The 16,069-nt window shown below is 39.1% G+C and carries 10 protein-coding genes and 9 tRNA genes; 15 read left to right on the plus strand and 4 right to left on the minus strand.

The annotated features are described in order from the left end of the window. The first annotated feature begins 572 nt into the window (after positions 1-572). A complete protein-coding gene (locus tag GQR39_RS11775; protein WP_165735704.1) occupies positions 573-1,376 on the plus strand; it encodes a putative porin in 804 nt (267 codons plus the stop codon). Between the two features lie 67 nt (positions 1,377-1,443). On the opposite strand, the gene GQR39_RS11780 is transcribed toward GQR39_RS11775, so the two are convergent. Next, the gene (locus tag GQR39_RS11780) at positions 1,444-3,291 is read right to left on the minus strand and encodes a M2 family metallopeptidase (RefSeq protein WP_165735705.1); all 1,848 of its coding nucleotides are present in this window, start codon (positions 3,289-3,291) and stop codon (positions 1,444-1,446) included. A gap of 167 nt (positions 3,292-3,458) precedes the next feature. On the opposite strand from GQR39_RS11780, the gene GQR39_RS11785 reads away from it, so the two are divergent. Next, a complete protein-coding gene (locus tag GQR39_RS11785) occupies positions 3,459-5,735 on the plus strand; it encodes an acyl-CoA dehydrogenase (protein ID WP_165735706.1) in 2,277 nt (758 codons plus the stop codon). An 81-nt stretch (positions 5,736-5,816) separates the two neighbouring features. Here GQR39_RS11785 and GQR39_RS11790 read toward each other — a convergent pair whose 3' ends face one another. Continuing rightward, a complete protein-coding gene (locus GQR39_RS11790) occupies positions 5,817-6,251 on the minus strand; it encodes a hypothetical protein (protein ID WP_007587009.1) in 435 nt (144 codons plus the stop codon). A 142-nt stretch (positions 6,252-6,393) separates the two neighbouring features. Beyond that, positions 6,394-7,362 (minus strand): cysteine synthase A, encoded by a 969-nt coding sequence (gene cysK, locus GQR39_RS11795; protein WP_002963138.1) that lies wholly within the window; start codon positions 7,360-7,362, stop codon positions 6,394-6,396. 362 nt (positions 7,363-7,724) lie between these two features. Between cysK and GQR39_RS11800 the strand changes: the two genes are divergently transcribed. From GQR39_RS11800 to GQR39_RS11860, 13 genes are all read left to right on the plus strand, one after another. Further along, positions 7,725-8,876: a dicarboxylate/amino acid:cation symporter gene (locus tag GQR39_RS11800; RefSeq protein WP_007587010.1), complete on the plus strand. Its 1,152-nt coding sequence runs from the start codon at positions 7,725-7,727 to the stop codon at positions 8,874-8,876. 108 nt (positions 8,877-8,984) lie between these two features. Beyond that, positions 8,985-9,635: a UvrY/SirA/GacA family response regulator transcription factor gene (gene uvrY, locus GQR39_RS11805; RefSeq protein ID WP_002963136.1), complete on the plus strand. Its 651-nt coding sequence runs from the start codon at positions 8,985-8,987 to the stop codon at positions 9,633-9,635. Between the two features lie 9 nt (positions 9,636-9,644). Continuing rightward, positions 9,645-11,468, plus strand: coding sequence for an excinuclease ABC subunit UvrC (gene uvrC / locus GQR39_RS11810; protein ID WP_021032122.1), 1,824 nt, complete (start codon positions 9,645-9,647; stop codon positions 11,466-11,468). A 42-nt stretch (positions 11,469-11,510) separates the two neighbouring features. Continuing rightward, on the plus strand, positions 11,511-12,056 hold the full coding sequence (gene pgsA, locus GQR39_RS11815) for a CDP-diacylglycerol--glycerol-3-phosphate 3-phosphatidyltransferase (protein WP_032827134.1): 546 nt from the start codon (positions 11,511-11,513) through the stop codon (positions 12,054-12,056). A 212-nt stretch (positions 12,057-12,268) separates the two neighbouring features. Then, positions 12,269-12,344: transfer RNA gene (locus GQR39_RS11820), tRNA-Gly, on the plus strand. A gap of 32 nt (positions 12,345-12,376) precedes the next feature. Beyond that, positions 12,377-12,450: transfer RNA gene (locus tag GQR39_RS11825), tRNA-Cys, on the plus strand. A gap of 37 nt (positions 12,451-12,487) precedes the next feature. Then, positions 12,488-12,574: transfer RNA gene (locus GQR39_RS11830), tRNA-Leu, on the plus strand. A 64-nt stretch (positions 12,575-12,638) separates the two neighbouring features. Beyond that, positions 12,639-12,714, plus strand: a tRNA-Gly gene (locus GQR39_RS11835). A 32-nt stretch (positions 12,715-12,746) separates the two neighbouring features. After that, positions 12,747-12,820: transfer RNA gene (locus GQR39_RS11840), tRNA-Cys, on the plus strand. A gap of 37 nt (positions 12,821-12,857) precedes the next feature. Next, positions 12,858-12,944, plus strand: a tRNA-Leu gene (locus GQR39_RS11845). A 49-nt stretch (positions 12,945-12,993) separates the two neighbouring features. After that, positions 12,994-13,069 (plus strand) — tRNA-Gly (locus tag GQR39_RS11850). Positions 13,070-13,088: 19 nt separating this feature from the next. Continuing rightward, positions 13,089-13,162, plus strand: a tRNA-Cys gene (locus GQR39_RS11855). A 38-nt stretch (positions 13,163-13,200) separates the two neighbouring features. Continuing rightward, positions 13,201-13,287: transfer RNA gene (locus GQR39_RS11860), tRNA-Leu, on the plus strand. 926 nt (positions 13,288-14,213) lie between these two features. Here the strand turns inward: GQR39_RS11860 and GQR39_RS11865 are convergent. Continuing rightward, positions 14,214-15,629, minus strand: coding sequence for a sodium:alanine symporter family protein (locus GQR39_RS11865; protein WP_010555303.1), 1,416 nt, complete (start codon positions 15,627-15,629; stop codon positions 14,214-14,216). Positions 15,630-16,069: the final 440 nt, after the last annotated feature.

The raw sequence follows: 16,069 nt of genomic DNA on the forward strand, positions 1-16,069 counted from the left end.
ATAAACTTTTACCAGTCATAATTACGGCCTTTATTATGCTCATCTAAATAACTCCTTTAAGTTATAAATAGAGTGCCATGAATGGCTAAATTGTTATTAAAGCCATTAAGTGCAGTCGATGATAATAGCTATAAAATAGTAAGCATTGGAGTTGTTTTTGCTAGTAAACAATGGTTATTGGAAAAAACAGATAAAAATATGCACTGACACAAACCTATTTTTCATTATAAATACAGAAATAATGAATTAAACAAAGTAATTTTTTTGAGAAATTAAAAAAATTTAGTGAGAGGAAATTATATTGATGAGGTTTATCGAATAATTAAGTTGTGTTCAATTTAGCGACAGTTTGTACCGTATTTGTTACTTTTTAAATTTAAATGATGACATGATATTGTCTTGTAAATTTGATGGATACTTTGTATTTATATTTGCATATAAATTATTACAACTCCGCTGGGTTTAATTTGACCTTTTATTCAGTTTTCGTTCATTTTTTTTGGCGTTAGGATGCGCCCCGACTTTGGCTAGACAGCTGAGGCATAAAAAGTAATATTTATAGGGAATTTAAAATGAAAAAATTAGCCGTTATCATTTCGAGCATTTTATTATCAAGTGCTGCAACCACTGCAATAGCCGCAGATACTTACCAATCAATCAGCCATGTAGGATATGTGGACGTAGATGGTGATGACACAGTAAGTGTTGACTCAACATATTATTTTTCTCCAAAAGCGACTTTAGGTCCTTACGATCAATTTGAATACATCAATAAGCAAACAAATGTTTATGGTGCATACAGTGATAATGATCTTGGAGATGTTACTAGCATTGGCGGTGAGTATTTTGTAGAAGATTTTGTATTAGGTGCACAGTACAATAATCTCGATAGTGATTTTGGCTCAAGCACGGATGTAATTGAACTTTCAGCGGGTTACTTCTTTAACCCAAACCTTGTATTAAAAGCAACGTTTGTTGATGTAGAAGATGCTGACAATCAATTTGTGTTTGACTTAGCGTATAACCACCAGTTAAACAGCACTGATTATATCGGCTTTACAGTAACAGCAGATGATGAGTTTGATTACCGTGCAGTAGCAGCTAAGTACTTTGTTGATTTACAGCAAGGTAACTTCTTGACTGTTGAAGGTAAATTTGAAGATGTTGATGGCGGTTCAAGTAACTGGGAATTAGCATCTAACTACTATTTCAGCAAAGCAACATCGGTGTTTGTTACAGTTAATAAAAATGATGACTACACTCTTGGTGGCCAACACTTTTTCAACAACAATGTTGGTTTAAAAGCAGGTTACGGCAATAACTGGGATGATTCTGATTATGATGCTTACTTTGCAAATGTAAGCTTACAGTTCTAATTTAACAGAAAATTAGAATATGAATAAAAAGCCCGCTCATTTGAGCGGGCTTTTTATTCAGCGCTATTTACCAGCCGCAGTTGCGGCCTTCGTTTTGTTTATCTAAATAAGTTTGTAATGGTGCAAAGTAATCGAGCATTGCTGTTGCATCCATTTGCGGCTTACCTGTTACAGTTTCAAGCGCCTCTTGCCAAGGGCGAGACGAACCCATTTCAAGCATAGCGTTTAGCTTATCCCCTGCTTCTTTTGAGTTATAAATAGAGCAGCGATGAATGGCTTTATCGTTACCGGCAATTTCACATAAGCTGCGATGAAACTCAAATTGTAAAATATGCGCTAAAAAGTAACGAGTATAAGGCGTGTTACCCGGAACGTGGTACTTAGCACCCGGATCAAAGTCATTTTCGCTACGTGCGATAGGAGCTTGCACTCCTTGGTATTTTTCACGTAGTTCCCACCATGCTTTATTGTAATTTTCCGGTGCTACTTCACCTGAAAATACCTGCCAGCGCCACTGATCAACCATTAAGCTAAACGGCACAAAGGCGACTTTATCAAGTGCCATTTTCATTAATAAACCAATATCTTTAGATTCATCAGGTACTTGTTCAAGTAAGCCGATTTCTTTTAAGTAACCTGGTGTAACGGATAAGGCAATGGTGTCACCAATGGCTTCATGAAAACCATCGTTTGCACTTTCTTGATAAAATAAAGGCTGCTTGTTGTATGCGCGTTGATAAAAGTTATGACCTAATTCATGGTGAATAACTGAAAACTCTTCGCCTGTGCGCTGAATACACATTTTAATGCGTAAATCGTCTTTGCTATCGATATTCCATGCTGATGCATGACACTGCACATCTCTGTCTTTTGGTTTTACAAACAGTGAACGCTCGTAAAATGTCTCTGGTAGTGCGTCAAAACCCATTGAGGTAAAAAAGTTTTCAGCCCCTTTTACCATTTTAAGTTCGTCGTAATTATTTTGAGCTAATAACTCGGTTACGTCGTAACCCGGATCGGCGTTTTCTGGTGCAACTACATCGTAAATATTACCCCATGCTTGCGCCCACATATTACCAAGCAAGTGCGCTGGTATTGGCTGATCTTGAGGTACTTTTTCGGTGCCGTACTTTTCACCTAACTTTGCGCGAACATGGCAGTGTAGCGAGTTATACAGTGGTTTAACTTGGCCCCAAATACGGTCAAGCTCAGTGGTGAAGTCATCAGCAGGCATATCGTATTTACTGCGCCACATAGCGCCCGTATCGGCATAACCAAGCTCCTTTGCACCTTCGTTGGTAAGTGCTACTTGTTGCTCGTAAAGTGGGCGCATGGGTTTTGATATTTCACGCCAGCCTTGCCATAAATCAAGTAGTTCGTTGTAATCTCGGCTGGTGGCCATTTTTGAAGTCATGTCGCCAAGGCTTAAACAGGTGCCGTCTTCTTTACAGTATTTACCTTTACCATATAGCCCGCCAAGCTCTGCGACAATTTGTGAAAGCTTCGCTGTTTTATCAGCGTCTTGTGGGGCTGGAAGTGTAAGTGCTAGTTTTAGTTTATCAAGCTTACGGCGAGCATCGTAATCAAGCTCTAGTTCGTCGTATTTTGCAGCTTCATTTGCTAAACGCACGACTGTTTCTGTCATTTTACGGTTAACTTCAGCCGATAGAGCCGACGTATCATGAGTAATAAAGTTTGCGTAAATCCACTCTGCACGGCTCGATTCTAAATAAAGTGCACTTAGTTCTTTTTCTGTGTTTGTTATAAATGTTTTTGCATCTTTAGCTGTTACAGCTTTTTTAGTGTGTGCTGAATCGGTAGTGTCTATAGTTACTTGCGCATCGCAGGCCGTTAAAGCAAGAGTACTTGCTACCATTAAGGCGCTCATACTTAGTTTAAATCGAAAGGGGGTCATGCTATTCCTTTAATTTATTGTTATTAAAACGTTGATAATAGCAGTGATGTTTAAAACAATAAAATGAATGCGTTAAGGCTCACGACTCGTCGTGCAATGATTGTATTTAAATTAAGATGGGTCATAATTAAGTTACTATTTTCATTCAATGTGTAAGGAATGTGCGCATGTTAATATTTATAATATTGCTGGTCGTGGTGGTGGTTATTTTTGCGGTTAAAGATATTCGCCTAAACTTGATTAGTCGTCCTACGTTTAAAATGTTCAAAAAGGTGCTTCCGCCATTATCGCAAACAGAGCGAGAGGCGATGGAAGCAGGTGATGTTTGGTGGGATGGTGAGTTATTTAGTGGTAACCCAGACTGGCAAAAACTGCACCGCTTTCCTAAACCAGAGCTTAGCGATAAAGAAAACGCATTTATGGCTAACCAAGTAGAAACCTTATTGGCGATGCTTGATGATTATCAAATTGTACAAAAAGACAAAGACTTACCAAAAGAAGTGTGGGATTACCTAAAAACAGAAGGTTTTTTTGCGCTGATCATTCCTGAAAAATTTGGCGGTCGTGAGTTCTCGGCAATTGCTAATTCAACGATAGTGTCAAAAATTTCGACTAAAAGCTTAACAGCCGCAGTCACTGTTATGGTGCCTAATAGCTTAGGTCCGGGCGAGTTACTTCTTCACTATGGTACTAAAGAGCAGCAAGATCGTTGGCTGCCAAGTTTAGCTAATGGTACAGATGTTCCTTGTTTTGCATTAACGGGACCAGAGGCGGGCTCTGATGCTGGCAGCATTCCTGATTCAGGCGTGGTGTGTATGGGTGAGCACAATGGCGAGCAAGTAATGGGCCTGCGTTTAAATTGGTCAAAGCGTTACATTACACTTGCACCCGTGGCTACTGTACTCGGCTTAGCATTTAAAATGTATGACCCTGATGCTTTATTAGGTGATAAGAAAGAGCTAGGCATTACATGTGCTCTAATACCAACCGATCATCCGGGTGTTGAAACGGGTGAGCGTCATTATCCGCTTAATATGGCCTTTATGAATGGTACTACTTACGGTAAAGATGTATTTATACCACTGGACTGGATCATTGGTGGGCAAGAGTGTGCAGGGCGTGGCTGGAGAATGCTTGTTGAGTGTTTAAGTGCAGGGCGTGGTATATCACTACCGGCATTAAGTGCAGCAACTGGACATTTAGCTTCAAAAATGACATCGGCATACGCCATGGTACGCCAGCAGTTTGGTGTATCTATAGGGCAGTTTGAAGGTGTGCAAGAGGCACTTGCACGTATTGGTGGTTTAACTTACACACTTGAGTCGTGCCGATTAATGACCGCAGGTGCGATTGATTTAAAATTAAGCCCGTCGGTTGTAACAGCGATTGCTAAATACCATATGACTGAAATGGGTCGTACGGTAATGAATGATGCAATGGATATTCATTCAGGTAAAGGAATTCAAGTAGGGCCTAATAACTATTTGGCACATGGCTATATGGGTATTCCAGTATCAATTACGGTTGAAGGCGCGAATATTTTAACGCGTAACTTAATGATATTTGGCCAAGGTGCAACACGCTGCCATCCATTTGTTTTAAAAGAAATGGAAGCCGCTGCAATGGAAGATGACGACGCAGCACTTGAACAATTTGATGGTTTATTAATGAACCATATAATATTTGCAGCAAGTAATGCTGGTATGGCATTTGTGCATGGCTTAACACGTAGTTATTTTGCTAAAGCGCCTGTAGGTGGTGAAACGGCTGTTTATTATAAGCAACTGAGCAGAATGAGCCGAGGCTTAGCTATTTGCACAGACGTGGCTATGTTAATGCTTGGCGGTGAGCTTAAACGAAAAGAAATGATATCGGCACGTTTGGGTGATGTATTAAGTCATTTGTACTTAGCATCAACTGTTTTAAAACGTTATGAAGACGAAGGGCGCCAACAAGCTGATTTACCATTTGTAAAATATGCTATTGAGAACTCATTATTTGAAATTGGCCAAGCGTTTAATGGCTTCTTTAAAAACTTTTCAAATCCGGTTGTTAATTTTACCCTTAAACGTATCGTATTCCCGCTTGGAAATCATTACCACAGACCAAGTGATGAAATAGCACAAAGTATTTGTGAGCGTATGACTCAACCGGGTGTATTTAGAAACCGCTTAACGCATTTATGTTATGTAGATGAAAATGCAGGTACAGGGGTCATGGAAAGCGCATTTTTAGCTATGCATGATATGCAAGCGCAGTTTAAAGATCTAAAACAATGGCAGCGTAAGGGCAGTGTGCCTGCAACGCTTGATATTGAAGGTGCTATAAATTATGCGCTTGAAAATAAGTTGTTAGAGCAAACGGATGCTGATGCAATGCATCACGCTAATAAGTTACGAAAGAAAGCCATTGCAGTTGATAATTTTCAACCAGGTGATCTTTAGTGCAGTACTTTAAATACTAACTCAAGCATGATCAAAAAGGCCTTACAAATGTAAGGCCTTTTTATGTTTAATTCATTTATTTTAACGAGCGTAAGGGTCGGCAACTATTTTATCTATGTACCATTTGCCCTTTTTACGAAGCATTTTTACACTGCGCATTTCGTCAATTTTATCACCATTTAAATAGCCGGTAAAAATAAGGTTTATTTTGGCGTTATCACCGTATTGTTCACGGATGCTCATATTGGTCATATCAACTTCAATGGTTACTTCATCATATTGCATATTTACTAAGTTACGGGAAAACTGTTTTGCAGTGCCGTAGGATTTCATGATGCGCGTAAGATTGGGTGTTGCCATGGTGCTGGCTTTTTGAAGGTCTTGCTGGTTATAAAGCGCATCAAAATAAGCGGTTGCTGTATCGCCAGGAGTGTCGCCAAGTGTTTTGGTATCGTCTCCACAGGCTGATAAAAATAAACAGATAACCAAACTTAATAAACTCGTGATTTTTTTCATATTAGTTATTATTAATTAGTTTTTTTAAAGTGTGTGGTTTATCTAGGAAGATGTAAAGGTATGGGGGGCAATAAATAGAAAATTGGATAATAAATAATAAAAAAGGATGCCTAAAGCATCCTTTTAAAAATCTTAAAATTACTTACTGTACTAACTCTTGCTCACTAAATTCTTCATCAAACATTGGGCTTGATAAGTAACGCTCAGTTGCACTAGGTAGGATAACAACAATATTTTTATCTGCGTTTTCAGGTTTTTCAGCAATTCGCTTAGCTGCAACAACCGCAGCACCTGACGAAATACCGACTAAAATACCTTCTTTTTTCATTAACTGATGCGCCATTGCAATTGCGTCTTCGTTAGATACAAGCTCGGCACCATCAATTAAGTCCATATCTAAGTTGCCAGGGATAAAGCCTGCACCAATACCTTGGATTTTATGAGGGCCAGGTTTAATTTCTTCGCCGGCAAGCGTTTGGCTAATAACAGGAGAGTTAGTTGGCTCAACAGCAATAGACTTAACGTTTAAACCTTTTTCTGTTTTAAGGTAGCGGCTAACACCTGTAATAGTACCACCAGTACCTACACCTGCTACAAAAAAGTCTACTTTGCCGTCAAGCGCATCGTAAATTTCAGGGCCTGTTGTTTCAAAGTGAATTTTTGGGTTTGCAGGGTTTTCGAATTGTTGTAATAAAATATACTTATCAGGTGCTGTTGCTTGAATTTCTTTTGCTTTTTCAATTGCGCCGTTCATACCTTTAGCACCGTCGGTAAGTACTAGATTTGCACCTAATGCTTTTAATAGCTTGCGACGTTCTAGGCTCATGGTGTTTGGCATAGTAAGTGTTAACTTGTAACCACGTGCTGCTGCAACAAATGCAAGTGCAATACCGGTGTTCCCCGATGTTGGTTCTATAAGTTCTTTACCTTCAACAAGCTGACCTGATTTTTCAGCTTCCCAAATCATCGATGCACCAATGCGGCATTTGATACTAAAGCTTGGATTACGAGATTCAACTTTAGCGTATACATTCCCACCTGTAACACGGTTAAGTTTTACCAGCGGTGTATTACCGATGCTTAGTGAGTTATCTTCAAAAATAGTAGACATAATGTTCCTTTGGATGCAATCTGATCAACGTGTTAATAGCCTTTGCTACTAACTATATAAACACACTTTACTGTGAGTTTAAAAAAACTAAAGTAAAGTTTGGCTATAACATATATCTATTGGGCTTATAACCAGCCGAAATAAAAATCAATTATTAACGGTGCTTTAGTTATTATAGGTGCGGGCTTAATTTGAAATTTAAAGAGTAAAAACTCGTTTAGTCAAAAAATGTTCGAAAGAGCATTGGATCAAGCTGTATTTGTTCGTTATTTGTGCATATGAATGTAACTTGAATAGTTTTATCACACAATGCGTCTAAAACATGATAAAAACACGTATCTAAATTCAATTAAGCAATCACAATGAAGTTAATCTTAAAATTAATTGCCGGTATTGTGGCCGGTATCTTAGTCGGACTATATGTACCTATAACTGGTGTTGAACTTTTATTTACAGTAAAAGAGCTGATTGGTCAAATTATCTCCTTTACCATCCCTCTTATCATTTTATTTTTTATTGCATCGGGTATTGCTGGCCTACCAAAAGGGTCTGGTCACTTACTGGGTAAAACAGTCGGGTTTGCTTACAGCTCTACCATTATTGCAGGTACGCTTGCATTTTTATTAGTAAGTGCTGTTATCCCTTTTTTAAGTGGTGGCATAACATTTGAAGCAGAAGTTGCTACTGAAATAGGTAGTTTTATTGATTTAGAAATTCCACCTCTGATGGGTGTAATGACCGCATTAGTGACTGCTTTTGTATTTGGTATAGGCATGAGCCAACTAGAACTTGATACGCTTAAAAAGGTGTCTGATCAGGGTCGTGATGTAGTGGACGGGTTATTATCGAAAGTAATTATCCCTGCTTTACCATTTTACATTGCTGGCGTATTTGCCGAAATGACGGTGGCAGGCACTGTGGTAGATACGTTGCAAACATTTGGTGTAGTACTAATTGCAGCGCTTGTTATGCATTGGTTATGGTTAAGCGTTTTATATATAGCGACAGGTATATTGTTAAAACGTAATCCAATCGAATTAGTTAAAAATATGCTACCAGCTTACTTTACAGCGTTAGGTACTATGTCAAGTGCAGCAACGATTCCAGTATCGCTTCAATCAAGTAAAGCAAATAACGTTAAAGAAGATGTAGCTAACTTTACAGTGCCACTTTGCGCGACTATTCACTTATCTGGCTCAACTATCACTATAGTAACCTGTGCAATGGCTGTTATGTTTTTATCGCCAAGCATGGAAGTTCCTTCATTAATGGGTATGCTACCGTTTATTATGATGTTAGGTGTAGTAATGATTGCAGCACCGGGTGCGCCAGGTGGTGCAGTCATGTCGGCGCTTGGTTTATTAACAAGCATGCTTGGGTTTAATGAAGGTGCTGTTGCATTAATGATTGCACTTTATTTAGCACAAGATAGCTTTGGTACTGCGTGTAATGTAACGGGTGATGGTATCATTGCGTTATGGGTTGACAGATTTAGCGAAAAATCGTCATCTTAAACTATTAGAGCGAGGCAATAATATTAATTATTGTTTCGCTTTATGTATGTTACTGTGGCAAATTAATTTAATTAAATTGCATGTTGTTAGGTAAGTGAGGATGTTCCATTGATTAATGTACTTTTAGTTGATGACCATGAACTTGTACGAACAGGAATCAAGCGTATTCTTGATGACGTACGAGGGTTTAAAGTAATTGGCGAAGCTAAAACTGGCGAAGAGGCTGTACAGTTTTGTCGTCAGCATGCGCCAAACATAGTATTAATGGATATGAATATGCCAGGCATGGGCGGATTAGAAGCGACTAAAAAGATTTGTCGTTACTGCCCAGATGTAAAAATTATTGTGCTTACTGTTAATTGTGAAGACCCGTTTCCGAGCAAGGTAATGCAAATTGGTGCACATGGCTTTTTAACTAAAGGTGCAGGCTCTGACGAAATGGTTCGTGCCATTCGTTGTGTTCATGCTGGTCAGCGTTACATTGCACCTGAAATTGCACAGCAGATAGCGCTTGCACAAGTGACAGGCCGCACAGATGAAAACCCTTTTCAGAGTTTATCTGAGCGCGAACTGCAAATTATGCTTATGATCACCAAAGGTGAAAAAGCACAAAATATAGCTGAACGCTTAAATCTAAGCTCTAAAACAGTAAATAGCTATCGTTACCGTATGTTTGAAAAGTTAAATGTAGGTGGTGATGTTGAGCTTACCCATTTAGCTATTCGTCATAAAATGATTGATATAGACGTTTCGTACTAACTATAATTTATGTCTGAATTCGATCACGTACATTTTCTCAAAACGCTATCAAGTGAGCCGGGCGTATACCGCATGCTTGATAGTGACAACCAAGTTATTTATGTTGGTAAAGCAAAGCATCTAAAAAAGCGTGTGAGCAGTTACTTTAGAAGTAACATTACCGATAGCAAAACACGCGTTTTAGTGAGTAATATTTGTAACATTGAAGTCACCCTCACCAATACTGAAACCGAAGCGCTGCTGCTAGAAAATAATCTAATAAAAAAATATCAGCCTCGGTACAACATATTATTACGCGACGATAAGTCGTACCCCTATATTTTACTCACTAGCCATAAACACCCTCGTTTAGCATTTCATCGTGGCAGTCGTAAAATTAAAGGTGAGTACTTTGGGCCTTTCCCAAGCGCAGGAGCGGTATCTGAAAGCTTGCGGTTAATGCAAAAAATATTTCCTGTTCGTCAATGTGAAGATGCTTATTACCGCGCAAGAAGTCGCCCGTGTCTGCAATATCAACTTAAACGTTGCTCAGCTCCATGTGTAAATAAAGTAACTGATGATGATTACAGTGAGCAAGTTGACTATGTTCGTAAATTTTTAACGGGTAAATCTCACGAAGTTATTGCTGATTTAATAAAAAAAATGGAAGCAGCCAGCCTGCAATTAAACTTTGAATTGGCGGCAAAAGTTCGCGACCAAATAATGCTACTTCGTAAAATGCAGGAGCAACAGTCTATTTCTGGTAACTTTGCAGAAATGGATGTTGTCGGTTTTGCGCATTTAAACGGGTTAAACGGCATTCATTTATTAATGATCCGCGATCATAAAGTACTGGGTAGTAAAACCTATTTTCCAAAAGTACCTAAAGATTCGAGTGAGCAAGAAATATTGACTTCATTTTTAGGACAGTACTATTTAGCGCCAGGAGCAACAGGGCGTATTGCAAAAGAAATCATATTACCGTTTGAAATAGAAGAGAGCGGGGCACTCGGCGAAGCGCTTACACAAATAAGTGAGCGCAAAGTAATCCTTAAAGTGGTCACTCGTGGTGAGCGTGCGCAATACTTACAACTGGCCAATAAAAATGCATTAAACAGTATTGCGGTTAAACAAAGTACCCAAGACTCTATTAATAAACGTTATGCACAATTAAAAGCAACACTGCGACTTGACGATATTACCCGAATGGAGTGTTTTGATATAAGCCACACCATGGGGGAGAACACCGTTGCAAGCTGTGTTGTATTTGACTCACAAGGCCCAAATACAAAAGAGTATAGGCGCTACAACGTAACAGGTATTACAGGTGGCGATGATTATGCTGCAATGGAATTTGCACTTAACAAGCGCTATAACAAGTTAGTAGACGAAGACAAAATTCCAGACGTTATCTTTATTGATGGCGGTAAGGGGCAGTTAGGACGCGCTGAGCAGTACTTTTCTAATTGGCCGCACACTAAAATGCCTTTATTAGTCGGTGTTGCAAAAGGAACGAGTCGTAAACCCGGTCTTGAAACACTATTGATTGACGGTGGACGCAAAACCATTCCGATGGATTCAGATGCGCCTGCGCTTCATTTGATTCAGCATATACGTGATGAGTCTCACCGTTTTGCTATTGCAGGGCATCGTAATAAACGACAAAAACAACGTACACAATCACTACTAGAAGAAATAAATGGAGTAGGTTCTAAGCGTCGCCAAACATTATTAAAATATTTAGGGGGCATGCAGGGTGTAAAAGCTGCTAATATAGAACAGTTAAAGAAAGTTCCTGGGATCAGCCCTGACATGGCTGAGAAGATATTTAACCATTTGCATGACAAGGGCTAGCCCTACATGCGAATATAGCAAAAAAGACATATCCAAGTAGTTATGTGGAATATTCCAAACACACTCACAACATTTAGACTTTTTCTTATCCCCGTTTTTTTGGTGATATTTTATTTGCCTTATAGCTGGGCTTTTTTTGCTGCCGCCTTTATTTTTTGGCTTGCATCGATCACCGATATATTAGACGGTTATTTGGCAAGAAAGCTTGAGCAATCAACTCCTTTTGGTGCTTTTTTAGATCCTGTTGCTGACAAAGTAATGGTATGTGCTGCACTTGTAGCGTTATCTGATCAGTACCAGTCAATGTATATGACAATACCTGCTCTTATTATAATAAGCCGTGAAATTATCATATCTGCACTTCGTGAATGGATGGCAGAGCAGGGTAAGCGTGGTAATGTAGCTGTATCAAATATGGGTAAAATAAAGACGGCTGCACAAATGTTAGCCATTATCGGTTTGATTTGGCAATATGATACGTGGATGAACTATTTAAGTTTTGGACTACTGTACATTGCGACCTTTTTAACCTTGAGTTCTATGATGCAATATTTACGTGCAGCATGGGGTGAATTGACTAAAAATTAACTCTAAATGTATAATAACGCACCGTTTTAGATAAAAAACAAGCAAACAGTTCAAAACTAGCATTTTTTGTATTGACGCGTTTAATAATCTCTGTAGAATGCGTCCGTGTTGAGAGGGCATAGCCCCCGAGATAAACAAAACGGTAATTAATCAGTTACCTGAATGTTCACATAAATCATCATGTGCTAATTCAAATAACTGATAAATAAAATGCGGTACTAGCTCAGTTGGTAGAGCGCGACCTTGCCAAGGTCGAGGTCACGAGTTCGAGCCTCGTGTACCGCTCCAAGTTTATCTCAAGGTTATTACTCCAGTATTGGGGCGGAATGGCAGAGTGGCCATGCACCGGATTGCAAATCCGTTTACCTCGGTTCGACTCCGGGTTCCGCCTCCATTTCAACACTCCACACGCTTTAATTAGCAAACTCGATGCCCGAGTGGTGGAATTGGTAGACACAAGGGATTTAAAATCCCTCGACTAACAAGTCGTGCCGGTTCAAGTCCGGCCTCGGGCACCACTTTGTGGTTTAATTACATTACCAAGTGTAATTTGTAAAATGGTTAATTTAGAATTAATATGATGCGGTACTAGCTCAGTTGGTAGAGCGCGACCTTGCCAAGGTCGAGGTCACGAGTTCGAGCCTCGTGTACCGCTCCATGTTTATCTCAAGGTTATTACTCCAGTATTGGGGCGGAATGGCAGAGTGGCCATGCACCGGATTGCAAATCCGTTTACCTCGGTTCGACTCCGGGTTCCGCCTCCATTTCAACACTCCACACGCTTTAATTAGCAAACTCGATGCCCGAGTGGTGGAATTGGTAGACACAAGGGATTTAAAATCCCTCGACTAACAAGTCGTGCCGGTTCAAGTCCGGCCTCGGGCACCACTTTAAATTATTTTACCAAGATGATTTGAAGTTGATAAAACAGTATTTTGCGGTACTAGCTCAGTTGGTAGAGCGCGACCTTGCCAAGGTCGAGGTCACGAGTTCGAGCCTCGTGTACCGCTCCAAATTAGTTGGACACATTTAGGCGGAATGGCAGAGTGGCCATGCACCGGATTGCAAATCCGTTTACCTCGGTTCGACTCCGGGTTCCGCCTCCATATAATTTACTCCACACGCTTTAATTAGCAAACTCGATGCCCGAGTGGTGGAATTGGTAGACACAAGGGATTTAAAATCCCTCGACTAACAAGTCGTGCCGGTTCAAGTCCGGCCTCGGGCACCATCTTTCTATTAAGCGCTCTGCTTAAAAAATATCTAATAAATCTTCTAATATCTATAAAATATCCAGTGAAAATCCTGATTTATCATTTTTATGTTTTCTATGATTTATATTATCTTGATATGCACTATTTTATGCATGGTCTACCCAATAATAGCGTTGTGTGATAGTTCATTAAGAGTTTGTATATCTATCGTATTAAAGATATATATGAGTAAGCATAATGTAATATTCCCAAACCCAATACTATAGCGCCTCAAATAAACCAGCCATGCAATCTTTAGCGACACACAGTACTTAATGCTAATGAATACACTTTGAACTGAACTAAGCGTCATAGACTTATGATACCAACCAGTAAAGTAGGCCATTAGCTTTAAAAAATTCAAAATAGTAAAGCAATCTACACCTCGAGAGCAAACAACCTTGAAAGCAAAGTTCAAACAACTATGTGCTGGTAGCATAAAGTAATACCAATCTGCTTATATATGGGGTCTATTTAAGGTTAAGGAAATTACGCTAGATTTAGGCAAAAATTTTTGTATCTAGTGTTCTAAATAAAAATTTTTAACGACGTTATAGTGCAATTTAATTCGTTAAATTGCTCAGAGATTTATGCAGGTTGGTATAGTTGTCGAATTGGTTGCTAACACATGCTCATTGGAAGTTAAAAATCGCGGGTAAGAGTAAGTCTAGAGTTATGGTGAGAACTTCAAATAGGTAAACAATAAAGTGCTTATACATAATGCAGAGCTGTGGGCATTAAACATCTGTTTTTGTAGGTTGTCTTATCTAGGCTGATAATCAGATAATGTCTATACAGTTCTTATCGTCCGTAACAGCTTTTACTTATAAATGATCGAGTGCTATGTGTCAGGACTTTTTATTTTTAGAACTAAAAAAGCGAGCCGTAGCTCGCTGTTTATTGTTTATTTCCAGGCCTCGGGATCGACCTCTTTAGCAAGTTTAGGATGCTTACTTTTGTCAAAGGTGGGTATTAAGCCCTTTTTGCGTTGTTCGTTGTAATCTTTAGAGAGCCATACAACAACACCTGAAAGCATAAATAGCGCTATAACGTTTACAATGGCCATTAAACCCATTGATATATCTGCCAGCGTCCAAATTAAACCAAGCTCACCAACAGCACCAAACATCACCATACCTAAAACAACAAGTCTAAAGATAAACATACCTTTATTAGAGTTGTGCTCTAAAAACATTAAATTTGTTTCAGCGTAAGAGTAATTAGCCACAATAGAAGTAAAAGCAAAAAACAATATAGCAATGGCAATAAAGTAAGTACCCCAGTCGCCGACATGTTCTTGTAATGCTGCTTGTGTAAGTTCAATCCCCATAACACCAGATTCAGGTACTAATTGCTGCGATAGTAAAATAAGAGAAGCAGTCGCTGTACAAATAACAATAGTATCAATAAATACACCTAGCATTTGCACATAACCTTGTGATGCTGGATGAGGAGGGTAAGGTGTCGCAGTGGCTGCAGCATTAGCTGCACTACCCATACCAGCTTCGTTTGAGAATAAGCCACGCTTTATACCTTGGATCATAGCTTGTGTAACACCATAACCAATTGCACCTGCACCAGCTTGTTCAATACCAAAAGCACTTTTTATTATAAGTACAATTACATCAGGTAATGCAGTAAAGTTAATAGCGCATACATAAAGAGCCACTAACAAGTAAGCTAATGCCATAAATGGGACAACCATTTCAGCAAAACGAGAAATCGTTTTCAAACCACCAAAAATAATAATACCAGAGCCAATAACCAAGCAAATGCCTACTATATACTTAGGTACATCAAACGCTACTTCAAATGCTGCAGCAATAGAGTTTGACTGTACGGCGTTAAATACCAAACCAAAGGCTAAAATTAAGCATAACGAGAATAAAGTCCCCATCCAGCGTTTACCTAAGCCGTTTTGCATATAATAAGCAGGGCCACCTCTAAAATTGCCATCAGCATCTTTTGTTTTATAAGCCTGAGCCAAAGTACTTTCAGCAAAGCTTGTAGCCATACCTATTAATGCAATAAGCCACATCCAAAAAATAGCACCTGGCCCACCTAGGTATAAGGCAACAGCAACACCAGCCATATTACCTGTACCAACACGTGCAGCTAACGAAGTACAAAAAGCCTGAAAGGATGAAATTTCATTATCGGCACATTTACGAGAGCCAAACATAACTTTGAACATATGTGGAAATTGCACAAACTGAATAAAGCCTAGTCGAAAAGTAAAAAAGAGGCCTGCTGCTATTAATAAGTAGACGAGAACTTGGCCCCATAGAAGGGCACTTATACTGTTTATTATGTCTGTCATGGATACTGCCTAAATACATGAGTTAAAAAAAGTGACCGCAACTTATCACATCAGGATAAAAGTGTTTAGTTTTAAAGTTCAAAAACAGAGTTATCAACAGGGTTTTGTGGGTAACTTGTGCTTATCGTGTGTGCTTGCTTGGGGCTAAATTTTAATTACTATTTTATGCAAATAACGCTTGCGTAAAATCCGCCGCTCCCTATAATGCGACCCCACTGAGACAGGAAGCGCCAACGCATAGCGAGGCACGAACTACTCAGAGAGTTAAATAAAACTTCGGTTTTAAATTATCTAAAAAGAAAGTTTAAAACTAAGTGTTGACTCGAAAAATAAAGGGTGTATTATTCGCATCCCTTGAGACGCTAAAGCGACTCAAAACGTTCTTTAACAATATAAAGCAATCATCTGTGTGGGCACTCGTACAGATTGAGTTCTAACAG

It is taken from the genome of Pseudoalteromonas sp. C8, assembly GCF_011378685.1.
Taxonomy (GTDB): Bacteria; Pseudomonadota; Gammaproteobacteria; order Enterobacterales; family Alteromonadaceae; genus Pseudoalteromonas; species Pseudoalteromonas arctica.